Source organism: Idiomarina piscisalsi, from assembly GCF_003987095.1.
GTDB classification, from domain to species: Bacteria; Pseudomonadota; Gammaproteobacteria; order Enterobacterales; family Alteromonadaceae; genus Idiomarina; species Idiomarina piscisalsi.
The window spans coordinates 653139-679359 of sequence record NZ_PIQA01000001.1 but is presented as its reverse complement, the minus strand read 5'-3'; the positions used below and the strand labels follow the sequence as shown (position 1 = coordinate 679359).

The following is a 26221-nucleotide window of genomic DNA, read 5'->3' as shown; positions in this document are numbered from 1 at the left end:
AGTTTTAATCCCCCAAGCATCTTTCTGTTTAAGGTGCCTGGGGGCTAACTTTTTTAAAGCCAATGACCAACGTCGTCTAACGGTTGTAGTGTATAACGCATGGGCTCTTTAAAATGAAGCTGCGATATAGCTTCTTGAATACAATGAACATCCTCGTTGGAGCAAATAACTTCTGCCATCACCATACGCTGCGCACCGCGAACTTGCTCGTCGATATCAAAGCGCTCGTGGTTGCGGCTAAAGCCGTCAATATCGTAGAAGCTAAAGCCGCTTATAACATCGAGCTGGATTAGGCAGTCGACTAAGTCTGCTTTTTGTTCGCGGCTTAAATAGAGTTTTAATAACTTATTAGGCATCGCCTGACTTCCTGTTCACTAGTAAGTATAAAATAGGCAGTAATAATAACGTGGCCAGAGTTGCTGTAATTAACCCACCAATGACCACCACTGCCAGTGGTTTTTGCACTTCCGAACCTGGACCACTCGACATTAATAGCGGGATCAGACCAAAAATTGCTGTAATAGCAGTTATTAATACCGGTCGCAGGCGGTCTTTTGCGCCTTCAATCACCAAGCTACGGAAGTCACTGAAATGTACCCGGGTCTGCTCAAAGTGACTAATCATGACGATGCCGTTGAGGATGGCAACCCCCATCAATGCAATAAAACCGACGGAGGCGGGTACGGACATGTATTCGCCACTCAGCCACAGCGAAATGGCGCCGCCACTTAAGGCAAAGGGTATGTTGGTCAGCACAATCGTCGTTAGGCCCATTGATCCCATCGAGCTAAACAATAAGATGACGATCAATAGCAGGGCAACCGGAATAACCATGAGTAAATTGGCACTGGCACGGGCCTGGTTTTCGAACTCACCGCCGTATTCAATAAAATAGCCAGGCTCAAGGTCTACGTTAGCTTTGATGCGTTGCTGTAGCTCGTCGACAAAGCCGACCACATCGCGATTTTCAACATTGCTGGTAATTAATGCATAGCGATTAGAATTTTCGCGCTCGATAATGGCAGGTCCATGCTCGAACGTGATATCAGCCAGTTGTTGAAGGGCAACGGTCTCGCCGTTTTCAGTGACGATAGACATCGACTCGATGTTGCTGACTGAGTGATAGTTACCCGCTGATTTTTGTGAGCCCATCACGATAGGGGTGCGAATACGTCCGTCAACGGCCTCACTGACAGGAAAACCACTGAGTTGTGACAAGATAAACTCACTAAAATTTTGTTTGGAAATACCGTAATAACGAAGTTGCTGCATGTTAGGTACGATACTTAAAAAACGAGCGCCGGTTATTACACTGGCCTGCACATCGACCGCACCTTGCACTTGTTCGGCTTGCTCAATGACTTTATCGGTAATATTGGCCAGCGTGTTCATGTCATCACCAAACACTTTAATCGAGACATCACCGCTACTGCCGGTTAACATTTCCGAAATACGCATTTGAATAGGCTGGGTGAAGTTAACATTCATGCCCGGATAGGCGGATACCACCTCGCGAATGGCGTCAATGAGTTCTTGTTTGCTGTCAAAACGCCAGCTGTCTTTGGGGTTAAGCTCCATGAACACGTCGGTTTCGTTAAGCCCCATGGGATCTAAACCCAGTTCATCTGACCCTGTGCGTGCCACAATTTGTTTGATCTCGGGGATCTTAGCGAGTAGTTCGCGCTCTACTTGGGTATCCAGGGCGACGGATTCTGGTAGCGAGATGGTTGGTGATTTTTCCAGCTGTACGATAATGTCGCCTTCGTCCATCGTAGGCATAAAAATTTTACCCACCATGATAAAACTAAAGACGCTTAAACTGAGTATCGCGGCAAACCCAGCCAGGGTGGCATTTCGGCGCTTGACAACATGCGATAAAATACGCTGGTAGCGGTCTTGCATGCGTTCAAGAGACTGGTTGCGACGGTCCTTGGGACGCATCAATAACGAGCCCAGCGCCGGAATCAGTGTGAGTGAAGTGACTAACGCTGCGGTAATAGCGATAACAATGGTCAAAGCCACCGGTGAAAACAGTTTGCCCTCAAGCCCGGTCAACGTGAGCAGGGGTAAAAATACTAAAATAATGATGACGGTACCGCTAACCACTGACGGAGCAACAGACAAACTGGCACGGTAAATCTTGTGTAGCAGGGGAAGTTGTTTTTGGGAGTTTAATTCCGTTTCGATTTTCTCAGTAATCACGACTGATGAGTCAACAATCATCCCGATGGCAATAACGAGGCCGCCTAAACTCATTAAGTTTGCTGATAATCCCAGTAACTGCAAGCAAATAAAGGTAATAAGCGCGGCTACAGGAATCGATAACGAGACCAAAATTGAGGCGCGCACATTGCGTAAGAAGAACACTAATACCGCGACAACTAAAACAATCGACTGCATCAGTGCATCAGAGATACCTGCTATGGCAGTGTCAATAAGGCCTTTTCGGTTATAGAACACATTGATGTCCGTGTTTTCCGGCAGGCTTGGTTGAATTTGGGCTAGTTTCTGCTCCACAGCGTCGACCACGGCTGCTGCATTGGCACCTTTTAAGCCCACAATCAGGCCTTCAACAGCCTCTTCGCCATCTTTGGTAATGGCCCCAAACCGGGGTAGGTAACTGAGTGTCACCTCGCCAAGCTGATCCAGCCTATACACTTGTTGTTGCTGATTGGTCACGTTAATAGCGGCCAGATCGTCAAGCGATACGACACGTCCGGTCACTCTTGCGCTGAAGGTTTCGGTACCTTGTGTGATACGGCCGAGATTACCGACTTGATTAGCATCAGCAAGGGCGTCCTTTACTCTTTCCAGGGAGATTCCGGCATCACTCAAGTTAGCCGCAGACGGCGTAAACTGAAAGGTTCTGACTTTACCGCCAAGATTGGTAACGTCAGCAACACCTTCGACAGTGCGTAACGTGGGTCGAATAACCCAATCCAGTAAGTGACGTTTTTGTGTGAGGCTCATGTCTGGGTTTTCTACCGTGAACATAAACATTTCGCTCAACGGCGTGCTCATTGGCGCCATACCGCCTTGAATACCGGTGGGTAAGTCCTTGCTTACCGCAGCGAGTTTTTCTGCTACTTGCTGGCGCGCCCAGTAAATATCTGTGCCCTCTTCAAAGTCCAGCGTTATGGAGGTAATCCCATATTTAGTTGTCGAGCGTAAAATCGTTTGATTCGGTATACCCAGTAGTTCTGTTTCTAATGGGTGAGTGACTTGATTTTCTACCCGCTCTGCGGCCATGCCGGGGGCGCGTAAAATGACGTTAACCTGAGTCGGTGAGATCTCCGGGAAGGCGTCTACGGGTAACTGCCGAACGGATTGAATGCCAGCGGCTATTATTAGTAAAAACGTAATAAAAACAAACAAACGATTTTTTAGCGAAAAGCTCAGTAAACGGCTAATCATTACTGCGCCTCCTGCTCGTTAGCTATAACCTTAAGAGCGGCAACAGAGTTGGTTGCGATGCGATTCAACGCGGTGGCTGATAGCACGAAGTAATGCGCATTTTGTAAGCTAAGTAATTCAACCGGTACTGCTTTAATTGTCGAATTGTCGATACTAAATACCACGGCTTGATCTTGCAGGGTGGCAATGGCACTGGCCGGCACTCGGTAGGTATTTTCAAGTTTCGCTTGAGGCTCAACGGTAAAACGTTGGTCAATTGTCCATGCCACTTGTCCAGGTGGCTCACTCCAAACGCGAACAAAGCCATTACGGACGGTTTGTTCGCGTTGCCTTACTGGTAGTTGCAGGCTGTTGATTTGTACATGCGTGATGTTTTTTGCCTGTGCTAAAGGAATCTCGGCGACCACAGCGAGTCGCTCTTTTGTTAGTAGCGAGCCTAATTGCTGGCTATTAGTGCTGGTGCGCCAAATGCCGGATTCTGTTGCAATAAGTTGTGCCGATTGCTCACCTGTTTGCGTGACTCGCCGTAACATCACGTTAATATCGTGCAAGGCATCACTCAGGTTAATGTATTGCGTTAAAAACTGCTGCCACTCATCAGCAGCAATCGCGTTATTCTCGAATAAGCGCTTTTTGTTTTGATATTGTTTGGTGGCAACAGCGTATTGCTCTTGTAGCATGTCAACACGATGGAAAAAGTGCTCTACCGACGGGCCATTTAATTGTGCAATCAGGGTGCCCGGCTCCAGTGCCTGGCCATCAACAACCGCATAGTCGACCGCAGCATTTTCGAAGGGGTTGGCTAAGGTTAATACGCTACCCGGCGTGGCTTGATAACGTCCCGTAACGGGCGAAAAAGTAACTACTTCGGCTGTTTCGGCAGTTTGCGGACGCAGCTCGTAGTTACTGACTTGCTCGACAGCAATTGATTTTGCTGCCAAAGCATTCGGTGCTGTTACTGTTCCCAACAAAGCAAGACCTAATATATTAGCGATCAGGTTAAGAGTAGCGGTTAGACGAGAAGGGGTACGACGCTTCATAAAGTAATTCCCTTTGCTTGATTAACGAATGCCTGGGCTTGCTTGACTTGGATTTGACTAAGCTGTGCGGCGTGTTGATAGGACAATTGCTCAAGTAAACGATCAATGTACAAGCGCGTATCGATTTGGCCTTGTTGGTACAGGTTGTTTAGCTGTTCGATGGCCTGCTGACTTAGCTTGGCATTTTGACGATTACTTTGATGTTGTTGTTTGAGTTGCGCTAACTGACTTTGTGCGTCGACGATGTCGAGCTCAAGGCGTATTTGCGTCTGTCTTAGTGATTGGTTTAACTCGTTTTGTTGCTGTTGCAAGCCAACCAGTTCACTGGCATTAAGCGACTGAGAAAAACTAAGCGGCAGGCTAAAACCCAATCCCCACTGGTTTTCGCTTTGGTTGGGCGCATCAATGTATTTATACCCCGCATTTACGCCCCAACTTTTTTCTGCGGCGATACTCTGCTCGGTTGCATTTAAGGCCAATTGCCATTGTAACTGTAGACGTTGCAATTCGGGATGCGTTGGTGTGGCGTGTTGCGCTTGTTCAGGTTCATCAAGTGACGTCGGTACTGCGGTAACACCGGTGAGTTGTTGCCAAAGACGTTCGAGTTGCTGTAAAGCTATTTGCTTTTCTGCAACCTGACTCTGCGCCGTTTGCTGTTGTTGCGTGACAATAATGCCTGCATAAGCAGGACGTTCACCGGCCTCAACCAGTGACTGGGTCTGCCGTTGTAGCTGACTTAATTGGTCAACGACTTGTTCGGCATACGCGAGTTCGGCGCGTCGTTGTTTGGCTTGCCAGAACAGTTCACGTAGCACACCGCTTGCGGTTAGCTTAAGCTGCAGGTTTTGAAGTTGTTGGTATTGTTGAACCAGTTGTTCGGCATGATGATTAAGCTGGCGTTGGGCAGGATTTAAAAATTCCATTGCTAAAACGAGTTCGGTCTCGTTAGCGCCAAAGCGGTCATCGTCAGTCTGCCAATGCATGAGATTTAATCGAGGCGTTGAAGATAGCCATCGGCGCTGGCTAAAATCAGCGGCTATAGCCATGCCATCTGTTTTGAGTCGCTCAACAGTTGACTGCAGTAGCGTTTGTTGTGATGGATTATTGGCTTGGGTTGGCAGACTAGGCAACAACACTGCAACAGCCAATAGACTAAAAAACAACTTACCGGGAATGACGCGGAACAAAGACATCAAAGCCTCCATCGGTTAATATTATCCTAAAGACTAGGGTTTTTAAGGCATTAATGCATCGGGCAGATGTCCTAAGCGTAGTATGTTATGGGGAATTTATGACAATTGACCGACTATTAATGGTAATTTTTTTACTTATCGCATTTGCTAATATTTCGGATGTCGTGGCGGATTACCATATGCAAGTGGCAACCTGGCACTTAGCCATAGAGGGAATAACGGTGGTTATTTCGATTGCTGCATTTGTTGTGCTATGGAAACGAGTGTTAGCGCGTAACCGCGAACTGCAACAGGTAAAAGAGGCTTTAACAAGGCATCAGCAGCGCGAAAAAGACGGCGCAGAAAACCAGGAAGCTAAATTAAAGCTAGACAGCGCTCCAGATTCATATACTGCAGTGCAGTCTTGGTTCAAACAATGGAAACTATCGCCCAGTGAACAAGAGGTGGCTGTTTTATTAATCAAGGGGTTAAGTTTTAACGAGATAGCTGAAGTTAGAAGCACCAAAGAAAAGACGGTGCGCCAGCAGGCGTCATCAGTCTATGCTAAATCCGGTTTGAGTGGCCGCAATAATCTATCGGCTTGGCTAATCGATACGCTACTTGAGTAAATGTTTTCACGAGTGGAGAGCGATGAGTACTGCCATGCTAATACCAGTGTTAAGTATATTGTCGATAATACGGGACTATTGTCTGAAAGCATAAGGTCTATCGCTTAGGTTGTTTTTTAATCTTCATAAGGTAAGTTATTAAAACTACTAGTCAAATTTTTCGATGCAACGATAAGGAAGTGCTTGTTTCACACCAACACACTCTCAATATCTTCATCTATTTTAAATGTAGCTAAGTCATCAGCGCGGGTTTTACCGCGAGTTAAAATTGCAATGGGCTGGTTATTTTTAGCGGCCTGGCGGGCAAAGCGATAACCTGAAAACACCATTAATGATGAGCCTATAACTAATAACCCTCCGCTTTCAGCTAACGCCTGCTTTGCTTCTGCGACACGGGTCTTCGGCACCGTGTCGCCAAAGTACACTACGTCTGGTTTTAAAATACCGCCGCAATTTAAGCAGTCGGCTATTTGGAAGGTTGAGAAGTCGGTTTCTATGTCAGCATCGCCGTCGGGTAGGGCGGCGGCGTCTATTTCAGCGAACTCTGGGTTCAGTGCCAGGCAGCGTTCGTGCATTTCCAAACGAGGTGATTGTGCGCCACAGCTCATGCAAACCATTTCATTAGCGTAGCCATGTAAATTTATTACGTCTGTGGCTCCGGCTCTTTGGTGTAAGCCGTCTACATTTTGAGTAATAATAGTACCTATTAAGCCTTCTTTCTGCATTTTTGCTAGTGCCAAATGTGAAGCATTAGGCTGTGCGTTATAAAGTACCGGCCAACCGTGTAAAGCGCGTGCCCAGTAACGCTTGCGCAGTAGCTCGTTAGTCATAAAGTCGCGATGCTGCATCGGCGGAGCGCTTTTCCAGTTACCGTTACTGTCGCGGTAGTCGGGAATACCTGAAGCCGTACTTAAGCCTGCACCTGTTAACACGGTTACTGGTTTATTCTGCTCTAAAAAATGTTGGAGTGTTTTTCTATTCTCAGACATAAAGCTTCTAGTTGAGCCTAACCCTGCAGCAAACGCCGCTGCAGTAATGCTTGCATATCCCGGCGACCATCAGCAACGATAAGAACAAAAACATCGGTGTTTATTATTCTGTATATACAGCGATACGGAGGCGTTTGAATTTGACGAAACTCTTTTATACCAAGTGACGTAAGTTCGTTTGGGTATGCCCCACGCTCCGGCGATTCGCTTAAGCTGGCAACTGAAGACCTTAACTTTTCAAGAGTATTAAGCGCTTTAGCTTTAGAGTCGTTTAGAGCTATGTAATCAACAATGTCCTGAATATCTTTAATTGCGTCAGCGGTCAGTTTTACAGAGTAGGTCATTAACGATCATTAAGCTCTTGTTTTAGATTATCAAAAGCGCTGTCGGCCGCTTGAATGTTGCCGCTCTCTATTTGCTGGTTACCCAAGGCTAGAATTTTAAGCATGGCCAGTGTTTCCTGAGTCTTTTCAAAGCTCTTTACGTCCTGAACCACCATCTTCGCTTCACCATTCTGAGTAATGTACATTGGGCCTTCACTCTCAGTGAGCTCTAATGAAATTTTCGCAGCATTGGCTTTTAAATAGCTTATCGGTTTAATTTTGTCAGAAAGTGCCATAACAGATCCTGGTGACTAAATTTGGTCTAAATATAGTCTTTATTTGCGATGCGGTCAAAAAGCTTTACTATGAAAAAAACACGCAACAAAGAAGCTTATGACAATAACCCCCGGTATTTACGAACACTACAAAGGCAACCGTTACCGAGTGATAGACACAGTAACGCACAGTGAAACGGAAGAAACGCTGGTACTGTATCAGCCGCTGTATGGTGCACAAAAACTATGGGTAAGACCGTATGATATGTTTATCGAGTCGGTCGACGTTGGAGGGCAGAGCCTGCCTAGATTTCGACTCATAGAGGAGTAGTCCGACAGTATGGACTCAAAATTGAAATTTAACGAGCTCATGATGGAATGCAAAGAAGGTCAGCTGAAGCCGAACCTCCGCATTATTCTTCCTATTCTGCTTGCCATATTGTTGCTTGTTCCTGTTACTCGTGCGGTGACACTTCAAGTGTTGTCGGACGCGTTTTTGCAGGTATCTGTATTTGTCTTTGCGTCGCTGGCGCTGTATTACAGTTTAACTCGCAATCTTGATAAAGAGCGTTTAGCCAGCTATATGCAACAGCATCCCCTACAGGAAGTTGCTATTGCTGCGTTACTGGGCGCGTTGCCCGGCTGTGGCGGCGCGATTATTGTCGTTACACAGTTCACTCGCGGTTTGACAAGTTTTGGTGCGGTAGTTGCTGTGTTAACCAGTACTATGGGCGATGCTGCGTTCTTACTGCTGGCACAAAAGCCTGCCGATGCGTTACTTATTGTCGCAATAAGTTTGGTGGTTGGAGCTATCAGTGGCTATATCGTTAATCTGTTTCATAAAGGAAAAACCGACTGGCTGCTGAGTAAAGGCGCTTCTGACAGCAAAGAAAGCCTGTGTGGACCCGAGCCAAGCAGAACCCGCAAAACGGTGCTGAGATGGTCTGTGCGTTTTTGGAAAGTTATTTTTATACCCGCACTCATTGGGGCAGTAGCGGTTGCACTCCAACTAGAGCTCAATGAACCACTCCATTTACCGGCTAATACGGTTGAAACCATTGCTGCGACAGTGACTTTTCTTATCTTGGTGTTATGGGCGTTTACGTCCGATCTCACCGGCTATTCGGCAATAACCAGTGAAGAGCCCACGACACATCATGAGGGGTGGCTAAATAAATCGGTTCTGGACACTCAGTTCGTCACCGGGTGGGTCGTGCTGGCTTTTTTGGCTTTCGAAATTCCGGTTCAGCTGCTTGGTATTGATATTGCGGGCATGTTTGCGTCGTGGGGGCCAATGGTTGTTTTGATAGCGGTTGTTATCGGCTTTTTACCAGGCTGTGGTCCGCAGATACTGGTGACAAGTTTATACATTAACGGCTCTATTCCATTTTCAGCTCAACTCGGTAACGCTATTAGTAACGACGGCGATGCGCTCTTTCCCGCCATCGCGTTAGCTCCAAAAGCGGCAATATTAGCAACGGTTTATTCGGCTATCCCAGCCTTTATTGTGGCTTATGGCTATTACTTTTTATTTGAGTAAGGGCTGGGTGTTTCTGTGTTACTATGCGCGCCAATCTGAAAACGCTTAACCTTTTATATTATGACTGTTATTGCATTAATCCTCCTTGCTTTTGCTATGTCAACGGATGCGTTTGCTGCAGCAATTGGTAAGGGAGCAGCATTACGCAAACCAACGTTCAAACAAGCCGCTAAAATAGGTATTCTGTTTGGTGTGATTGAAGGTTCTACTCCGCTTATCGGCTGGCTTATTGGCTATTCTGCAAAGTCTTACGTGCAGGCGTGGGATCATTGGTTAGCTTTTGGGCTATTAACGATATTAGGCCTTCACATGATTTATGAGGGAGTAAAAACAGAAGAGAATGACGCTGACTTTACTCCGAATACTGGCTCTTTTCTTAAGCTAGTCGTGACCGCAATAGGAACGAGTATTGATGCGCTAACCGTAGGAATAACCCTGGCATTTATTGAAGTGAACATCTGGCTTGCGGCTGGGTTAATTGGGCTAGCGACCGCAATAATGGTAACTATTGGTGTGCTCTTGGGCCGTATCGTTGGAGGCTGGCTAGGGCAACGAACAGAAATTTGTGGCGGTGTGGTTCTAATTACTATTGGTATATGGGTTTTGTATAGTCATTTATAGTGATCAGCAAATACTAGGTGTAGGTTATGAGTAGCGAGCTGTGTCCGTGCGGCAGTGGAGATGAGTATTCAGGGTGTTGCGAACCGTTACATATTGAGACGATGCGGGCCGACACCCCAGAGCAACTGATGCGATCGCGTTACAGTGCCTTTGTAAAACAGCTTACCAATTACCTACTGAAAACCTGGCATCCCAGTACATGTCCTATGTCGCTTGACTTATCGGACTCGCCTGACTGGTTAAAATTACAGGTCATGTCCTCTGAGCAAACAGGCGATAAAGGCAAAGTGCACTTCCGGGCGTTTTATAAAGAGGGCGCTGACGTGGGTTTTATGGAAGAGCATTCCGACTTTGTGCGCGAGCAGGGTCGTTGGTTTTACCTAAGTGGTAAGGTGAAATAACGACGCCCTTAAGAGCGTCGTTTTAGAAAGAAAGCGACAACAGCGGCGGTGATAGCACCCATCACCAAGGCGCCTATTGCTGATTGCATCATGTACGATGTCAGATTGAAATATTTTTCAGCCTGATCTTCGTTCATCATGCCAGATGCAATGGCGTGGCTTTTCATATTTGGAAAGAACTGCGGCGAAATAACGTAGTGAACCAATAATTGCACAGCGGGCGATAGCACCGCCACCACAACCGCAATTTTCAAACCGCTAATAAAACCTTGTAACCATGTCATTTCCTGATTGGGTAATGACGCTCTTTTATCGCGTAACGCAATGATATAAATGACAATGGCCACCACGGCAAACACGTTGGTAAATATCGCGTGATACTCGATATTATGAGTGTGTAAGCCTGTTAGCCTTTCAATGATAAGCCACAAAATAATCGCTGCAACGAAAATTAAGCCCCATTTTATTTCTTTCATCATTTCGACCTTGGTTTTGATTGTTGTTTCGTGTGCTTTGATAATAGCATTTGTTCAAAATAGTTGTTAGATTTACGAAAAAGACAACGGTTGATTATTTTGGAAAGACGAAAAGACGATCGCCGGCTGCAGCGGCATGAAAAGCTGACGACAGCTCTATTGGTCAAAATCAGTATCTGGGCAATTTCCCTTGTCGTTATTGCTTCTGCAATTACGTTCCTGACAACTTATAGTAATGCTCGGGAACGGGTAATACACCTGCTTCAACAAGACTTATCTCCAACGCTTGAACGCAACCAGGCCTTATTCAAGCGTATTGAAAGTAACGCGAATATTTTAGCGGAAGAGTTTCTTTCTCAATATCAACTGATGAAAAGTAACGAATCCACCAATGAGTGGTTTAATCAATGGTATCAGGAGACATCGCCGGGTGTTTTTCGGTTGAAGCCGGCTTTTAACCGGGGGATATCGTTTAATGGGGATTACTTTGAATCGTTAAGCGCCTTTCTTGGACCTCGAGAGAAACCCATAAATGATGAATTAAAATCACGTGTGATTGCTGCGCAGTTTACGTTAAACGAGCTTGCCCCGGCATGGCAAAAGGATGTTGCGAACACGCACTTTTCAATGCCTGAAAACATTCTTTTGATGTACTCAAAAGAGTCTCCGTGGGGATTGCTGGCTGACAAAGACCTGGTTATAACCGACTTCTCGGTGGTCAAATCGACGTTGCGAAGTAAGAATCCTGAGCGGAAGCCAAATTGGACAGGATTGTATTACGACCTCTCTGCCGATGTCTGGACGATTACCTACCAAAAACCGATAGACTTAAATGGGCTGCATTTAGCGAATGCGAGCTTTGATGTTGCGTTAGGCAGTTTACTGAGTGATTTAACACAGAAAAAGAGGCCTAAATCAGAACACATTGTTTTTGAATACAAAGGGAGACTTAATTGCTGCATCCAACTTGTCTCAGGATGCAATCATTGAGCGTTCAACGCTGACTTCACAAACTTATGATGAGCCTTTATATCAACAGTTGAGTCATCTGGTGATGGAGGCAGAGCTTAATGACACCTCTATAACGTTGGAAAATGCAGTAGATGATCAATTGCTTATTATTGATAAAATAGCTGGCCCTGATTGGTGGCACATAACCGCTTATCCGCTTGAGGAAATACGCAAGCAGGCTATTATTTTACCACTTCAACTAGTTGCCGCGGGTGTTGGTTTAGTGATACTAACATTGTTGATGACCTATTGGCTGATCCAGCGAGAAGTCTCCAAGCCACTGCATGAAGTTGCTACTGTGGCATCACTTATGGGTCAGCGAAACTACCAAGAAGCTTTGTCTCACCGTGCCGCATCAATAAAAGCGCGTGGTGAGGTTAAACAGGCTTTGGATGCGTTTAAAACAATGGCGTCACGATTCATTGCCGCTCAAAATGACTTGGAGCAGCAGGTTGAGGCTCGTACGGAGGAGTTGGCCGAAGCAAACAGGCAACTTGACGCGCTGGCGCACATGGATGGGCTAACAGGGCTGTTCAATCGCAGAGCGTTTGATTGTGATCTGGAAGCTGCGATTGAATCAAGAAAGCCTTATTATTTAATGATGGCAGACATAGACGAGTTTAAGCCCTATAACGATAACTACGGACATGAGGCTGGCGACAGAGCATTGAAAAAAATAGCCGTCTGTTTACTTGAAAGAACGCCACTGAAAGTCTATCGGTATGGGGGAGAAGAGCTTGCTATTATTATCCCCGCAGCTGAATCTATTGATAAAAAGTTGAATGAGCTGCGTGAGGCGGTGATGACTTTGGCCATTCCTCATGACTTTAAGACAGCTGAGTTGCCGATACTGACAATAAGTATGGGGGCGGCTGCTATTCATTCAGATGAGTCAGCGGCTGATGCGATTAGACGGGCTGACCGGCAGTTATACGAAGCGAAAAAGGCCGGTCGGAATTGTGTATGTGTGGAGTCTTAGTTCTGTAAGGGGACATAATACGAGCGCCCCTGATAGAGAATAGACGGTAGCATGGCATGTGCAACCACTTTGCGTAGGTGCTTTTCGCTCAAATTTTTACGGAGTGGCGTGAGCTCGTTCTGTGCCGGGGAGTATAGAAACTGCTCTGCGGGTTTCTTGACTTGAAGTACCGTCAATATTTGCCCGTCTTTACTGCCTTGCAACCAGCCATAATTGTCCCCAAATTGCATCATGGCTCGATTAGCCGGTTTAACATCTGATTGACTCAAGTCCTGCCCGATAGTTGGAACATAGGCGGAAATGCCGGCTAAAGAAAGCAAGGTCGGAGCCAAATCAATTTGGCTGGTAATTGTAGATACTGTTTTTGGTTGAATATCAGCGCCCAAAATTAATCCCGGAATATGAAACTTTTGCACCGGAACAAGTTCTTCGCCATAAACGCGGGTGTCGTGGTCAGCGACCACTAGAAATAGTGTATTATGCCAGTAGTCACTTTTTTTTGCCTTGGCGAAAAACTCACCGAGTGCATGATCCGCATACTTAGCCGCATTGTGAACAGTTTGTTTCGGTTGCTCGGACAAGTTTATTTCCCCGTCAGGGAATTCGAATGGCTCGTGATTCGATGAGGTAAATGCCAACGTAAACTGTGGTGTGGAAGCTTCTGTATTCACTAAGCGTTGGTGTAACTTGTCGAATAAATCTTGATCGCTGACTCCCCAGCTGCCAACGAAGCGAGGGTTTTCGTAATCGTCCTGATCGATGACGGACTGAAAGCCATTGCCAACAAAGAAACTCGCCATATTGTCGAAGTGCGCCTGGCCACCATAAATAAACTCGGTGTGGTAACCCTGACGACCTAGAACGTCTGCAAGCGTGAAAAACTGCCGTTGAGAGCCGGACAGCTTAACCGTAGAACGTGCCCGCGTTGGTAGAAAACCGGAAACAACTGCTTCGATACCGCGAACTGAGCGTATTCCAGTAGAGTACAGGCTCTCGAACCACCAACCCTGGCTTTTTAGGTGTTCAAGATTAGGCGTTAACGGCTTGCCCCCCAGTGACTCAACAAAAGTTGCTCCCAAACTTTCTTCCAGAATGATAACAATGTTCAGCGGTTGGGAGCGGCTAACTGACGCCTGTTGGTAATGAACAGTCGGGTAGTTGTCATACGGGAATTCAGTGTTTCTTAAATATTCAGTTTGCCGAATCTCGCTAATGACTTTGTCATTACTGAGCGAGCCATAGACACGATTGGCTTGTGCTTCGTGCTTAAGGTTGTAGAGTGCGTACTCCAACGTATAGGTGGAGTTTAAAATCAATGAATTCACCATGGCATCGGAGGTGACAGAAAAAAATGCCGGATTAGCGGGTCGGTGCGCGAGTGTTGAACGTATACCAAACAGCGTGCAAATTATTAAGATCGGTATGACACCGATAAGATAGCGACGTTTTATCGTTCGAGTGTTAAAACGGTTATCGGTTCTTTTATACCAACGGTACGCAACAAAAATAACGATTGTCGTAGAGGCGATGCCAATAAATAACCAACCTGCAAACCCGTTAATTAAAGTTGAAAATACCTCTTTAGGGTAGGCAAGATACTCAAAGAACAATCGGTTTGGACGAGTATCGTATTGTGCTAAAAATGCCGGTGTAGAAATTTCCATAAACCAGAATACGACGACACAAATGAGACTCCATACGATCCATAAACGTCGCCACCACAGCTGCATTAGTGGCTTATGCAGTGCGAACGCCATAGGCGATAACAGCAACAGTGGAATGAGAACAAAATAGCCGATTTGGACGACATCTGCTCGAATGCCCAGCAATATAAAGTCAAACCAGCTAATAGCGTTGTCAACTCTATCGGAGTAGAGCCACGCCAGCATTAATCGGGAACTGCTCAGCAACGCCAGCGCTAGCAGAAAAAAGTACAATAGCGGCTTAAAAAGCGCCAGTGTTTGCCATAACGTATTCTGTGATCTTTCTGCAGGCATGAGTGTTAGTTCTTCCGGTAGTTCATTCTTTGTGAAGACGCTAACAATCATTTCTTAAGTTAAGCTTAAGATTGATTTAATAAACTCTGTCTGTTTAATTTATCAATTGCAGGAAAGGAAAAACAATGAAACCAGGCTATACCGGTATGATGCGCATTTGGAAAGCAACGTTTAACTCGTTGCGCGGAATAAAAGTAGCCTGGCGTTATGAAGCAGCCTTTCGCCAGGAGGCACTGCTTTGTGCGGTATTGGTTCCGGTGGCATTGTTGGTTGAGGCTTCGATTGTAGAGCGCTTACTGCTTATTACGAGTTTATTTATTTTGGTGATTACTGAATTACTAAATTCCGCAGTAGAAGCTGTTGTTGATCGAATCGGAGCAGAATTCCATGAGCTCAGCGGGCGTGCCAAGGATATTGCTTCAGCTGCTGTTTTCTTTGCATTGATACTGTTAATGGTTACCTGGGTAACGATTTTATTTTTTTAATGGAATAAAAATTGGAACTTTTAACGGTCTGCGCAAACCATCATTCCGGAGATCAATTTAAGTTTTCCTTAAGTCTTTATTAATAAAGTGACTGCATTGACGCTGTTGCAGCCAGCTGGCTGACTTAAGGAGTAGATATGCATCACTGTTGGATCCTGCCTGAACATCCGCTACGCGAACAGGTTGAAACGTTTATTTGTGAACGCTATTGGTTAAACTTCCATGCCTGCTTGCGCACATTGCCCCGTTTATTGATTGCTGTATTTGAAGAGAGTCGATTAGTGGCTGCGTGCGGGGTGCAATTAGCCGACGAACAAGCTCTATTCTCCCAAGCTTACCTAACCCAGCCTTTAGAGAACTATCGTGTTAGCAACAAACCGCTGCCTCAATCAGAAAACCTGGCTGAAGTTGGTTCTATGGCGGCGTTAACTCCGACGTACTTGCCACATTTATTTCGAGCTGTTGTGCGGCTATTGGACGATAAAGGTCGTGATGTGGTTATTTTTACAGCGACCCGAGCTCTGCAAAAATATTTTCGTCGCATAGGCGTTGCGTTAACTGAATTAGAAACGGCACAGAAAAGTGCATTGCCTGAATCGGTGCGTGATCTTTGGGGCAACTATTATCAGCACCAACCGACGGTGCTTGCTGGCTGGTTAACGGACGGGAACGTCTTTGAGCAAATGACTACACCCCGCCAGTACGTGTTGTCTCAGCAGCGAGAGGTTGCGATATGAACGTGTTCTTTGAACGTCTACAAGCGCACGCCAATACGAACCCTGAAGCGATTGCTATTCGCTCAGAACGAACACAACTCAGCTACTCAGAGCTGCTGCAATCCGTTGAGCAACGGGTGGAGCAATTGCGCCAACAACCTCAGCGACTCTTTTTATTGAAGGAAACCGACCCGGTAACTTGGGTAATAGAAGATTTAGCGTTGATGCTGGCCGACAAAGTATGCATTCCGGTGCCGCCATTTTTTAGTCAGCAACAGCAAACTTATTTGCAGACGAAAGTGAGAGCAAATAAGCCGTTACCGTCAGGAACCGCAAAAGTGACCTTTACCTCTGGCAGTACTGGTGAACCCAAAGGCGTTTGTTTATCCGTTGATAACCAACTGACTACGGTAGCTGCATTAGCTGAGCGGGTTGCCGGTTCTTGCGTAAAGCGACACATGGCTATTATGCCGTTGTCGGTGTTGCTGGAAAATGTGGCGGGTGTTTACCTGGCGTTATGGCTCGGCGCAGAGGTCGTGCTGCTGAGAAGTGAAACACTTGGGTTACAAGGTTCGTCGTCGTTGCAGTTCAATCCGTTTTTTACCGCACTGACTCAGTATCAACCCGACAGTTTGATTCTGACACCAGCGTTGTTGGACGTATTAGTTACTGGTGTGGAGCGCGGACTTATCAATGCCCGACAATTCAAATTACTTGCCGTTGGCGGAGCCCGCTTAAGCGACACATTGGAAGAACGGGCTCTGGCGCTGAAACTACCTATTGTTCAGGGGTATGGCTTGTCGGAATTCGGCTCTGTGGTAGCGCTCAATGCGCCTTTAAATAGCGAACCTGGCACAGTTGGACCGCCGCTAAAGCATGCACGGGTTTCGTTTGAGAATGGCGAGGTTGTCGTGCAAGGCAATGCCATGCTGGGGTACTGGGATGATAGAAGCAGTTGGTTTCCTGCACAAATTCATACCGGTGATCTCGGGGCTCTGGATGATAAGGGACACCTGATTATTTTAGGACGCCGTAAGAACATTATCGTGACGGAGTACGGCCGCAATATTGATCCTGAATGGGTTGAATCAGAACTTTGCAGTCAGCCCTGTATTGCACAGGCAGCCGTCCTAGGTGATGAACAAACACCTTTGACCGCTTTATTAGTACTAATGCCCTCCACAACCACCGCACAGGCTGATACTGCGGTTAGTCAGGTGAATACACAGTTGCCGGACTATGCGCGTATTCAGCGATATATCGTAATGACCGAACCTTTTACGGTAAGCAATGGCTTATTAACTGGAACCGGACGATTGCGGCGTCAGGCTATCCAAGCGTTTTTTGAATTGAAAGATCCCGCATCGACTAACGAGGTAAATGATGAAATTTTTTAATACGTTATGTGAACAAACTCAAAGCGAACAGCATTATCTATTGAGCGCACCGGCCATCCAACAAGCGTTACAAGACGACATCACTGCCGAGCGCTATGGTGCGTTTTTAACGCAGGCTTACCATCACGTAAAGCATACCACGCCTTTACTCATGCGCTGTGGCAGCAAGCTCTCGTTCACCGATGAATGGTTACGTAAGGCGGTTATCGAGTATATCAATGAAGAGTACGGTCACGAGCGTTGGATTTTAAATGATATTCAAGCGGCTGGTGGTGATGCGCAGGCAGTACAAAATAGTCAGCCACATACAGCCACTCAGGCAATGGTGTCATTAGTTTACCACGCTATCGATAATGAACATCCGGCGGCGTTTTTTGGTATGGCGCATGTGCTAGAGGGAACGAGCGTTAAATTGGCGACACAAGCTGCGGGAAAAATTAAAGCAGCTCTGGGACTACCAGATTCAGCGTTCAGCTATTTGTTGTCGCACGGAGACCTTGATCAGGAGCACGTTCACTTTTTTGAACAGTTGATGAATAAGGTGACCGATGAAAATGCACAGCGAGTGATTATACGGACCGCAAAACATGTCTATCGGCTTTATGGTGATATGTTCCGCGCCTTGCCTGAACTGGCTGGGGAACCTGTATGAAAAATAACGTTAACGTCATCGATTGGTCTCGACAAACGATTGTGCTAACAGGAGCCGCCGGTGGGCTTGGTGAAGCGTTGGCAGAAGCACTTAGTCAACGTGGCGCTCGCGTAGTCTTGGTTGGACGCTCGGCGGAAAAGCTGGACGCGCTGGCAACTCGTTTGCAACAAACATCGTTTGTCGCTGATGTGACTCAAGCGGATGACCGACAACGGCTACTTCAGTTTCTACAGCGACAGGAGTCATCACTGACCGGGCTTATTAATAATGCTGCGGTCACGCATGAGGGCCTCTTTAATGAGGCAACAGAAACCGATATAGAGCGAGTTATTTCCACTAACCTGACAGCGCCTGTCGCACTGAGCCGCCAACTACTTCCGTTACTGAAAGTTCAGCAGGGGTGGGTATTAAATGTGGGGTCGGTGTTTGGTGCTATCGGCTTTCCGGGCCAAGTGTTGTACTGCGCCAGCAAATTTGGTTTGCGGGGCTTTACACAAGCACTACAGCGTGAATTGAAGGCACACGATGCCTGCATTATGTACGCGGCTCCGCGTGCTATCAAAACATCGCTTAATCAAGGTTTGTTAAGCCAATTAAACCAACGCTTGAAGACACCGCAAGATCCGCCGCAACAAGTGGCACTGCAATTAATTAAACAAATTCAACGGCAGAAGCAGATACAAACGTTGGGCTGGCCCGAACGACTATTCGTTCGTCTTAATGGATTGTGGTCGGAGCTGGTCAGTCGCAGCTTGCGTAAAACACGAGATACGTTGTATCAATTAATTGAGGAAAATCATCATGAAAAAAACTAAAGTAATCGCATTCTTTATCGCTGGCTTTTTAAGCCTATCCGTTTTCTCTGCTGAGCTCGATTCCAGCGTTAACAGTCAACAGCGGCTGCATGATCTGCAACAACGCTGGGCCACTGTTAACTATACACTTAAGGACGACGCCCAGGAAAAAGCGTTTGAGCAATTGGTTGCAGATGCCCAACAGTGGGTTGAACAAGAGCCTGAGTCCGCGCCCGCACATATTTGGCTGGGTATTGTAAAAAGCACCTACGCGGGTGCAAAAGGAGGGCTTGGGGCATTGAGCTTGGCGAAGGAGTCGCGAAAGTCTCTGGAGAAAGCGTTGGAAATCGATCCAAATGCACTAAGCGGCTCAGCCTATGCGTCATTGGGTACCTTATATTATAAAGTGCCTGGCTGGCCGTTTGGGTTTGGTGATGATGATAAAGCGCAAGAGCTATTGGAAAAAGCACTAGCAATTAACCCTAATGGCATTGACCCAAATTACTTTTACGCTGATTATTGGTTTGAACAGGGTGAGTACGTAAAAGCGGAACGCTATGCGAATAAGGCGCTTACCGCAGCACCACGACCTGACCGACCTCTTGCTGACGAATTTCGGCGGAAAGAAGTGGAACAGCTCTTGGCCAGAATAAAACGTGAACAGTAATACAGGGGTATAGGGTGCATGGATCTATTGTTAATCGAGGATGACGGGATGTTGGGACAGGCTGTTGAAATTGGCCTGTCTGAACGTCAGTTTTCGGTGCAGTGGGTAAGGACCGGAGCGGCTGCTATCAGTGAAAGTCAGCGGGCGCCTTATGACGCCGTTGTACTGGACCTCGGGCTACCCGATTTGGATGGTAGCCGAGTGTTGTCTGCGTTACGTAAAAAAGGTCAGCTGATGCCAGTGTTGGTGTTAACCGCGCGCGACGATAGTTCCGAGACCGTTAAATTGTTAGATCTGGGGGCGGATGACTATATGGTTAAGCCCTTCGATATGAATGAGCTGGCTGCGCGCTTGCGCGCGTTGGTTAGGCGTCAGCGCGGACAGGCGTCGGCTGAACTGGTGGTTGGACCTATTCGTCTTGACGAAGTTAACTTTCAGGTTTTGGTTGATGAACAGCGGATTAACTTATCCCGACGTGAATTTGAGCTGTTACGCGCGTTAATGACGTCACCGGGACGTGTGCATAGCCGTGATAAGTTAGAGCAAGTGGTGTTTCGTAACGAACAGCAAGTGGAAAGCAATGCGTTGGAAGTGCATGTACATAATCTGCGAAAGAAACTCGGCAATAAGGAGTGGATTCAGACCATTAGAGGGGTAGGGTATCGCCTGGCATGCAAATAATTAGCCGTATAAGAACAAAACTAAACTCCATACGTCGGCGCATTCTGGTTGCGGTATCGGCTGTCTATTTATTGAGTTCGGCCGTCTCTGCCACGTGGATTTATGCCGAAATCAGTCATGAAGTCGATGAGTTGTTTGACGCTGAAATGGTGCAGCAGGCGAAAACCTTGCTTGCACTTTTACCCCAAAATAATGAGTACGTGGATCGCGACATTACCATTAGTCGTATTAATGCACATTCATATGAGGACAAACTCTCTTATCGTATCGAAACCACCTCTGGTGAGAGTCTATTGCAAACAGAAGGCTCGCTGGATCCGTCAGTGATTACCTTTAACGAAGGCTTTGCGGTTAAAATGATCAATAACGAGCTGTGGCATAGCTTCGGTTTATATTCGGCTGCAGGTGATTACCGCATTTTGCTGTTGCAGCAGGATGAATTCCGCTCTGAAATTCGCAATGATCTGACGGTTGATACCGTGATACCTATTATCACACTATTACCATTGATGCTGTGGCTGGGCTGGTGGACAATAAATCGCAACTTCGCGAGCTTCAGACGGTTAGCCGGAGCACTTAGACGCAAACGCTCAGACGACTACCGACCGTTTTCAGAGTCCAACGATACTGAAGAGGTCGCGTTAGTTAAAACTGCACTGAACCACTATTTACATCGCATTGAGCAAACATTCTTACGGGAAAAACAGTTTTCTGCCGATGCAGCACACGAACTACGAACACCGCTGGCAAGTCTGAAAGCTCAGTTACAAAATCAGATAGTCAAAGCGACGACCGATAAGCAAAAGTCTGAGCTCCAGTCGCTACTGGACAGTACTGAGCGACTGGTGAGTCTGGTTGAAAGTTTACTATTGTTATCAAAAACAGAGCTTCCTCCTGAGCAGTGGCGACAAGTGAATGCTGCTGCGGTTATTCGGCAAGTAATTTCTGACTATTATCCAAAAGCAGAAGCCCAGCAGTTGTCGCTAGAGGTGAATTTGCCTGACACCGTTGACTGGCGCTCTGAAGAAAGTTATCTGGCGGTACTATTCAGCAACCTGGTTGATAACGCGATTAAATATGCCCGACCAAAATCAACGATAGATATTGCCTTTGATGGCTCTGCGTTTGTTATTCGAAATTCGGTAGAAGCGACACATCATATTGATGTTCAACGCCTCACTGAACGTTTTTATCGCGGGGGACAGTTACGTGAACAAGGCGCTGGAATCGGCTTAAGTATCGTAAATAATCTGGCTCGGCAGCTCGGCTTAATACTGACATTTGAGCATCAAGATGGCGATTTTATCGTAAAAGTTGATCGACATCATAAAGAAGGAGAGTAATAAACCGTCTTCACTCATCTTTTAATGCTCGCTTAAGAATTCGTGTTTACTCTGGCGTGAAGAAACGTAAGGAGTAACGTATGAACAGTAAATACACACCATTATCGCGCACACTTCATTGGCTCGGGGCGTTATCAATTTTTACCATACTGACACTTGGTTTTATGATGGTGTTTGCTGACTCCAGAGAGGTTAAACACTATTCCGAAGCCGCTCATATTGGTGTTGGTTTTTTTGTTTTCTTTATTGTTGCCTGGCGTATTGTTTTGCGCTTTTATCAAGGTTTTCCTGAATCAACCACAACGGTAAAAGACAAACTCGTCAGATATCTTCATTATGCTTTATTACTAACTATGTTGGTCTTAATTGTAACAGGGCCTCTTTATCTGTTTACCGAAAATGATCCTTTATCGGTATTTGGATGGTTCAGCGTATCCGTGGACTTAAGTGGATTGCCATGGCTGCATGAGCCCTCAGAAGAAATACATAAAGTATTAGGTACGTATGTATTACCAGTGCTGGTTACTTTACATATTGCCGGTGGTGTTTGGCACTTTTACAAAGAAAAGGACTAAATTGCGAGCTGGTGCAAATTAGCCCTCAGTCTAGAATAAGAGCTTGGTTACTTTAACGTTTGTATATTTTCGGCAGTTAACTCAATAATGCGTTGTCGTGCTTCTGGAGAGGTCCAGGCGTTATGCGGCGTTACAATGAGGTTCAAGGGCTCATTTAACGCATCTAGCAACGGATGCCCGTCTTTTGGCGGCTCTTGCGGAAGAACGTCCGTTGCATAGCCGCCAATTTGGCCTTTCCGTAATGCGTCCAGCACGTCGTGCTCGTTTGCAACGCCACCTCGGGCATTATTAATGACTAAAGTGTGAGGCTGGCAATGCTTGATATTCTGGCGGTTAAGCAAGCCTTTTGTTTCGTCGGTGAGCGGGCAATGAAACGAAATAACGTCGGCTTCAGGCAATAGCTCATCAAAACTTGGGCGCGAGTCGTCTGTTTTACCCGGTCGAGCGGTAAAGGTTACGCGCATACCCAATGCTTCAGCCTGTTTTTTTACCGCTTGCCCAAGTTCACCCGAGCCGACAATAACCAGACGCTTGCCCTCAAGTTGAAACGTTGGCGGATTAAGCAAGGTAAATAAAGGGGACTTTTGCCAGTCGCCAGCGGCCATACGCTTTTGCATAACCGGCATTTTTGTTGCCAACGACAGCATCATCATTAATGTGTGCTGAACCACACTGGGTGTTCCGTAAGCCTCAACATTTTTAACGGGAATACCAAGCTTCTCGGCCGCCTTTAAGTCAACATTATTCATGCCTGTAGCAAGCACACAAACTAGCTTTAACTTTTCTGCCTTCTTTAAAGAAGCTTCGTTCAGCACCACTTTGTTGGTAATAACGATATCGGCATTTTGAATACGTTCATCGACTTGTTCGGGCGAAGTCAGTGAATGGCAAATAAGCTCGTTGACCTGATTTTCAATAGGAGATAAATCAACGCCTTCACCCAAACTGTCGTTATCTAATATCACCGCTTTCATAATGACTCCTACTGCAAACAATAATTACTGGTTTTAGCGATAGCTTATCATTAACTCCAAGTTTTGCTGGTACTGGTGAGGAAGAAATATTAAGCTTTCTTCCTCAATTCAAACAAACTGATATTGCAAAACGTGCTCTATTATAAAAACAACAAAGCACTTATTTCGCTGCTAAAAAACATTAAAAAGAAAGTATCACTAAGTCGCTCCCGCCAAGAGTTAGACGCGGTTATTTCTGAGCTCAAATTCTTCTCCGGTAGTTATCAGCTTAATACGAAAGTCTATTGGATTATTTTTACCGTCTTATTATTGGTGACTGGTCTACTGGGTTACTGGGACTGGTCTCAGCGACAGTCTTTCCAACAAAGTACCTGGATTATTATTGCGGCTGGTGGGGTACTAACGTTGCTTTCAGGTATTACCGCTTATTACCCGCATCATCTTATGTCGAAAGTGTCTCATGCTTTGTTACAGCGCGACGGCTTGCTCGATAATAACCTGACGCCGGTCACTTTTAATGGGAAGACGACAGCACGCCAGTTTCAACAACGTTTTAGTGAGTTTCACCGAGGTAATTATAGCCGCGAAATTCACGAGCTGTTTAAAGGCAGTTACCAGGGCGATGAATACTCGTTTGAGTACCATTACTACCATTTTCACTACGTCGATGAGCGTATTGTTACTGACACCTACACTGACAGTAACGGTCGGGTAAGAACGCGCACTCGTCGTGAATATGATCATTATGATCGCTATGGTTTGATTTTACCTTTTGGCTTGCTGCGTAATTTTGCGGTTATTGGTTTTAGCCTTCCCGGGGCAGGTAAAGCAACTTACAAGCCTGCATCTAACCGGTTTAATAAAGTATTTAAGGTGGTCGCTGCCAGTGAAATTGAAGCGGCTAAAGCCATGAAGCCAACGGTTGTTGTCGCTTTTGAAGAGCTTAGCAATGTATTATCGAAAGTAAATTTTGAAGTGAATGATGCGGCTGACTTATGTCTCTCATTTGCTGACAAGGATCTTATTGCAACGCCGAATAAAGTTAAGATAAGTGAGTTTGATGCTTTTATTGAGGCGCTAGAAGGCGAGCAGGAATTTCAAAAATTAAAAGCAGCACTGAGTCATGTTCATTATGTTATGACTAAGCTGGACAGTAACTTTTAGGAGCACGTCAATGACTGGAATATGGATAGCTATTGGTATTGCGGTAGTTTTGGTTATCGCTATTATTGCCATTTACAATGCGATTATTAACAGGGCGAATGCGGTTGAGAGAGCCTGGGCGAACGTTATTACTCAGGAACGCCAGAAAAATAAAATTATTCCTCATTTAGAAGATGTTGTAAAAGACTACAAAGAGTTTGAGCAAGGGACATTGACCAAAGTCACTGAACTTCGCAGCGCGCTGCAAGGTTTAGATATCGGCAAAGTCGATACAGCGAAGCTTGAACAGGCAGAAGCCAAAACTGGCGAGTTACTAAAAAGCTTAAATGTGACGGTTGAAAATTACCCTGAATTGAAAGCGTCAGAAACCTACCAGAAACTCATGCGCGAAATTACTGATCAGCAGGAAAATATTGGCGCGGCCATTCGTATTTTTAACCAGAACGTTGAAGACTTTAATAACGGCATTGAGGTTTTCCCGAACTCACTGGTGAATGCCATGCTGAACCGTAAAGAGAAGATAAAAACGTTTTCTGACTCTCAGGCAGAAGAAGGTTTTGAATATAAGCCTAATATTTAACTCTGGGTTGCGTAAAAGAACTGCAAATAGCGTTAGCGAATTTCTGAATTAATGCTAATTTTATGGGTACTCAAAGCGTTAAAAAGGAAAACGGTATGAAGAAGTTAGCGTTATTAACGGTAATGACATCTCTCGCCTTAGTCGGCTGTGAGAATATGAGTAACACTCAAAAAGGTGCGACGATTGGCGCGGTGACAGGTGCTTTATTAGGAAAAGGCACGGGTGACCACGATAAAAGTCGTTATGTCTGGGGGGCTGCTGTTGGTGCGTTAGCAGGTGGTGCTATTGGTTCCTATATGGACAAGCAGGAAGAAGAGTTTAGGGAAGAGTTGGCCGACAGCGGCGTTAAAGTCATACGTGAAGGCGATAACATTCGTCTGCAGCTACCAAGCAACATAACCTTTGCTACCGGCAGTGCAACCATTTCGCAAAGCTTCAACCCGGTTTTAGACGACGTTGCCCGAGTGCTGCAAAAGTATAAAAAAACCACCATGCTTATTCAGGGGCATACGGACAGTACTGGTACCGCTGAATACAACCAGCAACTTTCTTTAAACCGAGCGAATGCAGTACGTAATCACTTGGTTGGAAATGGCGTTGATACTCGACGTGTGACAACTGAAGGTTACGGAGAAAGTCAGCCAGTAGCAGACAACGACACGGAAAGCGGTCGTCAGCTAAACCGTCGTGTTGAGCTAAGAATTGTTCCCAATACCAAATAAACTTATGCGTTAAAGACTAACGCTGAAACTCCAGAAGTTGATTGTTTGCCGGCATAGTATGGGTGTTTTTCAAATGAAACCCATGCTGGCTGGCAAGCTTTGCAATCCATTGTTTATCACGTATTCCCATTTGGCTGTCACGAGTACGCAGAGACTGATTAAACGCTCGGTTACTGTCACTGGTGAAATGCCCGTTGTCATTAAACGGTCCGTAAATGCATAAAAGCTTTACTGATTTAAGGTTGTCCGCTAAGTGATTAAACAGCGCTTCGACACCTTCTTTGGGCATAATGTGACAAGTATTTGCGGTAAATAAGGCATCGAACTGTCCATCAGGGGCAGACTGAAACACATCGAACTCAACAGGCAAAGGCTGGCCTTGTACGCCTTCTTTTTCAATTCGGGCTTTTACGCCCGGTAAATACTCCGGTTAGTCACTTGCCTGCCATTCTAAATGAGAGAGTTTTTTGGCGAAGTAGACGGCATGTTGCCCTGTACCGCTGCCAACTTCCAAAACTCGTGACGCATTAGCAAAAGCGACTTCCAGAACCCCAAGGATTGGGTCTTTATTGTTTTCACAGGCTTGCGAGAACGGTAGTTCCAT

At 46.0% G+C, this 26221-nt stretch carries 29 protein-coding genes and 1 pseudogene; 19 read left to right on the top strand and 11 right to left on the bottom strand.

What is annotated here, in order from left to right; genetic code table 11:
* Positions 1–53 precede the first annotated feature (53 nt).
* From CWI73_RS03400 to CWI73_RS03385, 4 genes are read right to left on the bottom strand one after another with little or no spacing between them, the layout of a single operon-like run.
* Positions 54–356: a DUF3240 family protein gene (locus tag CWI73_RS03400; protein ID WP_126751546.1), complete on the bottom strand. Its 303-nt coding sequence runs from the start codon at positions 354–356 to the stop codon at positions 54–56.
* Positions 349–3414, bottom strand: a complete 3066-nt coding sequence (locus CWI73_RS03395; protein ID WP_126751545.1) for an efflux RND transporter permease subunit — start codon at positions 3412–3414, stop codon at positions 349–351. Before CWI73_RS03395 ends, CWI73_RS03400 begins: the two co-directional genes overlap by 8 nt.
* On the bottom strand, positions 3414–4454 hold the full coding sequence (locus tag CWI73_RS03390; protein WP_126751544.1) for an efflux RND transporter periplasmic adaptor subunit: 1041 nt from the start codon (positions 4452–4454) through the stop codon (positions 3414–3416). The genes CWI73_RS03395 and CWI73_RS03390 overlap by 1 nt, the downstream gene beginning before the upstream one ends.
* Positions 4451–5647, bottom strand: a complete 1197-nt coding sequence (locus CWI73_RS03385) for a TolC family protein (protein ID WP_126751543.1) — start codon at positions 5645–5647, stop codon at positions 4451–4453. Before CWI73_RS03385 ends, CWI73_RS03390 begins: the two co-directional genes overlap by 4 nt.
* Positions 5648–5745: 98 nt before the next feature.
* Here CWI73_RS03385 and CWI73_RS03380 point away from each other — a divergent pair, with 98 nt between their 5' ends.
* Entirely contained in the window at positions 5746–6255 is a 510-nt protein-coding gene (locus tag CWI73_RS03380; RefSeq protein ID WP_126751542.1) for a helix-turn-helix transcriptional regulator, read from the top strand.
* 188 nt (positions 6256–6443) lie between these two features.
* Here CWI73_RS03380 and CWI73_RS03375 read toward each other — a convergent pair whose 3' ends face one another.
* The 3 genes from CWI73_RS03375 to CWI73_RS03365 are packed head-to-tail and all read right to left on the bottom strand — an operon-like array spanning position 6444 to position 7863.
* Positions 6444–7244 (bottom strand): NAD-dependent protein deacetylase, encoded by an 801-nt coding sequence (locus CWI73_RS03375; protein WP_126751541.1) that lies wholly within the window; start codon positions 7242–7244, stop codon positions 6444–6446.
* Positions 7245–7261: 17 nt separating this feature from the next.
* Positions 7262–7588, bottom strand: a complete 327-nt coding sequence (locus tag CWI73_RS03370) for a type II toxin-antitoxin system RelE/ParE family toxin (RefSeq protein ID WP_053952432.1) — start codon at positions 7586–7588, stop codon at positions 7262–7264.
* Positions 7588–7863 (bottom strand): type II toxin-antitoxin system Phd/YefM family antitoxin, encoded by a 276-nt coding sequence (locus CWI73_RS03365; protein WP_053952431.1) that lies wholly within the window; start codon positions 7861–7863, stop codon positions 7588–7590. Before CWI73_RS03365 ends, CWI73_RS03370 begins: the two co-directional genes overlap by 1 nt.
* Positions 7864–7960: 97 nt before the next feature.
* On the opposite strand from CWI73_RS03365, the gene CWI73_RS03360 reads away from it, so the two are divergent.
* The 4 genes from CWI73_RS03360 to CWI73_RS03345 all read left to right on the top strand — a co-directional run bounded on the left by CWI73_RS03360 (position 7961) and on the right by CWI73_RS03345 (position 10404).
* Positions 7961–8173 (top strand): DUF1653 domain-containing protein, encoded by a 213-nt coding sequence (locus tag CWI73_RS03360; protein ID WP_126751540.1) that lies wholly within the window; start codon positions 7961–7963, stop codon positions 8171–8173.
* Positions 8174–8182: 9 nt separating this feature from the next.
* Positions 8183–9382 (top strand): putative manganese transporter, encoded by a 1200-nt coding sequence (locus CWI73_RS03355; protein WP_241968810.1) that lies wholly within the window; start codon positions 8183–8185, stop codon positions 9380–9382.
* 96 nt (positions 9383–9478) lie between these two features.
* Positions 9479–10003, top strand: a complete 525-nt coding sequence (locus CWI73_RS03350; protein WP_338033521.1) for a manganese efflux pump — start codon at positions 9479–9481, stop codon at positions 10001–10003.
* A 26-nt stretch (positions 10004–10029) separates the two neighbouring features.
* Positions 10030–10404, top strand: a complete 375-nt coding sequence (locus tag CWI73_RS03345; protein WP_126751539.1) for a YchJ family protein — start codon at positions 10030–10032, stop codon at positions 10402–10404.
* An 8-nt stretch (positions 10405–10412) separates the two neighbouring features.
* Here CWI73_RS03345 and CWI73_RS03340 read toward each other — a convergent pair whose 3' ends face one another.
* Positions 10413–10880: a DUF4199 domain-containing protein gene (locus CWI73_RS03340; protein ID WP_100691858.1), complete on the bottom strand. Its 468-nt coding sequence runs from the start codon at positions 10878–10880 to the stop codon at positions 10413–10415.
* A 99-nt stretch (positions 10881–10979) separates the two neighbouring features.
* Between CWI73_RS03340 and CWI73_RS12540 the strand changes: the two genes are divergently transcribed.
* Positions 10980–11870, top strand: coding sequence for a hypothetical protein (locus CWI73_RS12540; protein WP_198675145.1), 891 nt, complete (start codon positions 10980–10982; stop codon positions 11868–11870).
* Positions 11812–12870 (top strand): GGDEF domain-containing protein, encoded by a 1059-nt coding sequence (locus CWI73_RS12535; protein WP_198675144.1) that lies wholly within the window; start codon positions 11812–11814, stop codon positions 12868–12870. Before CWI73_RS12540 ends, CWI73_RS12535 begins: the two co-directional genes overlap by 59 nt.
* Here CWI73_RS12535 and CWI73_RS03330 read toward each other — a convergent pair.
* Positions 12867–14867 carry an LTA synthase family protein gene (locus CWI73_RS03330; RefSeq protein WP_126751538.1) on the bottom strand — a complete coding sequence of 667 codons (2001 nt, stop codon included), beginning with the start codon at positions 14865–14867 and terminating at the stop codon, positions 12867–12869. The two genes, CWI73_RS12535 and CWI73_RS03330, sit on opposite strands and share 4 nt — an antisense overlap.
* A 125-nt stretch (positions 14868–14992) precedes the next feature.
* Here CWI73_RS03330 and CWI73_RS03325 point away from each other — a divergent pair, with 125 nt between their 5' ends.
* From CWI73_RS03325 to CWI73_RS03285, 9 genes are all read left to right on the top strand, one after another.
* The gene (locus CWI73_RS03325) at positions 14993–15352 is read left to right on the top strand and encodes a diacylglycerol kinase (protein WP_126751537.1); all 360 of its coding nucleotides are present in this window, start codon (positions 14993–14995) and stop codon (positions 15350–15352) included.
* 137 nt (positions 15353–15489) lie between these two features.
* Positions 15490–16089 carry a thermostable hemolysin gene (locus tag CWI73_RS03320; RefSeq protein ID WP_126751536.1) on the top strand — a complete coding sequence of 200 codons (600 nt, stop codon included), beginning with the start codon at positions 15490–15492 and terminating at the stop codon, positions 16087–16089.
* Positions 16086–17465: an AMP-binding protein gene (locus CWI73_RS03315; RefSeq protein WP_126751535.1), complete on the top strand. Its 1380-nt coding sequence runs from the start codon at positions 16086–16088 to the stop codon at positions 17463–17465. Before CWI73_RS03320 ends, CWI73_RS03315 begins: the two co-directional genes overlap by 4 nt.
* Entirely contained in the window at positions 17449–18117 is a 669-nt protein-coding gene (locus CWI73_RS03310) for an iron-containing redox enzyme family protein (protein WP_198675143.1), read from the top strand. Before CWI73_RS03315 ends, CWI73_RS03310 begins: the two co-directional genes overlap by 17 nt.
* On the top strand, positions 18114–18932 hold the full coding sequence (locus CWI73_RS03305; protein WP_126751534.1) for an SDR family oxidoreductase: 819 nt from the start codon (positions 18114–18116) through the stop codon (positions 18930–18932). The genes CWI73_RS03310 and CWI73_RS03305 overlap by 4 nt, the downstream gene beginning before the upstream one ends.
* Complete coding sequence (locus CWI73_RS03300) at positions 18919–19578, top strand: tetratricopeptide repeat protein (RefSeq protein ID WP_126751533.1); 660 nt, start codon at positions 18919–18921, stop codon at positions 19576–19578. The genes CWI73_RS03305 and CWI73_RS03300 overlap by 14 nt, the downstream gene beginning before the upstream one ends.
* 18 nt (positions 19579–19596) lie before the next feature.
* A complete protein-coding gene (locus CWI73_RS03295) occupies positions 19597–20259 on the top strand; it encodes a response regulator (protein ID WP_126751532.1) in 663 nt (220 codons plus the stop codon).
* Positions 20250–21602, top strand: a complete 1353-nt coding sequence (locus CWI73_RS03290; RefSeq protein ID WP_232709794.1) for a histidine kinase dimerization/phospho-acceptor domain-containing protein — start codon at positions 20250–20252, stop codon at positions 21600–21602. The genes CWI73_RS03295 and CWI73_RS03290 overlap by 10 nt, the downstream gene beginning before the upstream one ends.
* An 80-nt stretch (positions 21603–21682) precedes the next feature.
* Positions 21683–22177, top strand: coding sequence for a cytochrome b (locus tag CWI73_RS03285; protein WP_100691866.1), 495 nt, complete (start codon positions 21683–21685; stop codon positions 22175–22177).
* 47 nt (positions 22178–22224) lie between these two features.
* Here CWI73_RS03285 and CWI73_RS03280 read toward each other — a convergent pair whose 3' ends face one another.
* Entirely contained in the window at positions 22225–23151 is a 927-nt protein-coding gene (locus CWI73_RS03280) for a D-2-hydroxyacid dehydrogenase (protein ID WP_126751531.1), read from the bottom strand.
* 132 nt (positions 23152–23283) lie between these two features.
* Between CWI73_RS03280 and CWI73_RS03275 the strand changes: the two genes are divergently transcribed.
* The 3 genes from CWI73_RS03275 to CWI73_RS03265 all read left to right on the top strand — a co-directional run bounded on the left by CWI73_RS03275 (position 23284) and on the right by CWI73_RS03265 (position 25617).
* Complete coding sequence (locus CWI73_RS03275; RefSeq protein WP_241968828.1) at positions 23284–24315, top strand: hypothetical protein; 1032 nt, start codon at positions 23284–23286, stop codon at positions 24313–24315.
* Between the two features lie 10 nt (positions 24316–24325).
* Positions 24326–24895 (top strand): LemA family protein, encoded by a 570-nt coding sequence (locus CWI73_RS03270; RefSeq protein WP_126751529.1) that lies wholly within the window; start codon positions 24326–24328, stop codon positions 24893–24895.
* A gap of 95 nt (positions 24896–24990) precedes the next feature.
* On the top strand, positions 24991–25617 hold the full coding sequence (locus tag CWI73_RS03265; protein WP_126751528.1) for a YiaD family glycine zipper/OmpA-like lipoprotein: 627 nt from the start codon (positions 24991–24993) through the stop codon (positions 25615–25617).
* Positions 25618–25633: 16 nt separating this feature from the next.
* On the opposite strand, the pseudogene CWI73_RS03260 reads toward CWI73_RS03265, so the two are convergent.
* A pseudogene (locus CWI73_RS03260) lies at positions 25634–26221 on the bottom strand (DUF938 domain-containing protein).

Bases quoted from the DNA above. Each gene is read 5' to 3' on its own strand.
- CWI73_RS03400 (WP_126751546.1), bottom strand. From the start codon at position 356: ATGCCTAATAAGTTATTAAAACTCTATTTAAGCCGCGAACAAAAAGCA.
- CWI73_RS03395 (WP_126751545.1), bottom strand. From the start codon at position 3,414: ATGATTAGCCGTTTACTGAGCTTTTCGCTAAAAAATCGTTTGTTTGTT.
- CWI73_RS03390 (WP_126751544.1), bottom strand. From the start codon at position 4,454: ATGAAGCGTCGTACCCCTTCTCGTCTAACCGCTACTCTTAACCTGATC.
- CWI73_RS03385 (WP_126751543.1), bottom strand. From the start codon at position 5,647: ATGTCTTTGTTCCGCGTCATTCCCGGTAAGTTGTTTTTTAGTCTATTG.
- CWI73_RS03380 (WP_126751542.1), top strand. From the start codon at position 5,746: ATGACAATTGACCGACTATTAATGGTAATTTTTTTACTTATCGCATTT.
- CWI73_RS03375 (WP_126751541.1), bottom strand. From the start codon at position 7,244: ATGTCTGAGAATAGAAAAACACTCCAACATTTTTTAGAGCAGAATAAA.
- CWI73_RS03370 (WP_053952432.1), bottom strand. From the start codon at position 7,588: ATGACCTACTCTGTAAAACTGACCGCTGACGCAATTAAAGATATTCAG.
- CWI73_RS03365 (WP_053952431.1), bottom strand. From the start codon at position 7,863: ATGGCACTTTCTGACAAAATTAAACCGATAAGCTATTTAAAAGCCAAT.
- CWI73_RS03360 (WP_126751540.1), top strand. From the start codon at position 7,961: ATGACAATAACCCCCGGTATTTACGAACACTACAAAGGCAACCGTTAC.
- CWI73_RS03355 (WP_241968810.1), top strand. From the start codon at position 8,183: ATGGACTCAAAATTGAAATTTAACGAGCTCATGATGGAATGCAAAGAA.
- CWI73_RS03350 (WP_338033521.1), top strand. From the start codon at position 9,479: ATGTCAACGGATGCGTTTGCTGCAGCAATTGGTAAGGGAGCAGCATTA.
- CWI73_RS03345 (WP_126751539.1), top strand. From the start codon at position 10,030: ATGAGTAGCGAGCTGTGTCCGTGCGGCAGTGGAGATGAGTATTCAGGG.
- CWI73_RS03340 (WP_100691858.1), bottom strand. From the start codon at position 10,880: ATGAAAGAAATAAAATGGGGCTTAATTTTCGTTGCAGCGATTATTTTG.
- CWI73_RS03330 (WP_126751538.1), bottom strand. From the start codon at position 14,867: ATGCCTGCAGAAAGATCACAGAATACGTTATGGCAAACACTGGCGCTT.
- CWI73_RS03325 (WP_126751537.1), top strand. From the start codon at position 14,993: ATGAAACCAGGCTATACCGGTATGATGCGCATTTGGAAAGCAACGTTT.
- CWI73_RS03320 (WP_126751536.1), top strand. From the start codon at position 15,490: ATGCATCACTGTTGGATCCTGCCTGAACATCCGCTACGCGAACAGGTT.
- CWI73_RS03315 (WP_126751535.1), top strand. From the start codon at position 16,086: ATGAACGTGTTCTTTGAACGTCTACAAGCGCACGCCAATACGAACCCT.
- CWI73_RS03310 (WP_198675143.1), top strand. From the start codon at position 17,449: ATGATGAAATTTTTTAATACGTTATGTGAACAAACTCAAAGCGAACAG.
- CWI73_RS03305 (WP_126751534.1), top strand. From the start codon at position 18,114: ATGAAAAATAACGTTAACGTCATCGATTGGTCTCGACAAACGATTGTG.
- CWI73_RS03300 (WP_126751533.1), top strand. From the start codon at position 18,919: ATGAAAAAAACTAAAGTAATCGCATTCTTTATCGCTGGCTTTTTAAGC.
- CWI73_RS03295 (WP_126751532.1), top strand. From the start codon at position 19,597: ATGGATCTATTGTTAATCGAGGATGACGGGATGTTGGGACAGGCTGTT.
- CWI73_RS03290 (WP_232709794.1), top strand. From the start codon at position 20,250: ATGCAAATAATTAGCCGTATAAGAACAAAACTAAACTCCATACGTCGG.
- CWI73_RS03285 (WP_100691866.1), top strand. From the start codon at position 21,683: ATGAACAGTAAATACACACCATTATCGCGCACACTTCATTGGCTCGGG.
- CWI73_RS03280 (WP_126751531.1), bottom strand. From the start codon at position 23,151: ATGAAAGCGGTGATATTAGATAACGACAGTTTGGGTGAAGGCGTTGAT.
- CWI73_RS03270 (WP_126751529.1), top strand. From the start codon at position 24,326: ATGACTGGAATATGGATAGCTATTGGTATTGCGGTAGTTTTGGTTATC.
- CWI73_RS03265 (WP_126751528.1), top strand. From the start codon at position 24,991: ATGAAGAAGTTAGCGTTATTAACGGTAATGACATCTCTCGCCTTAGTC.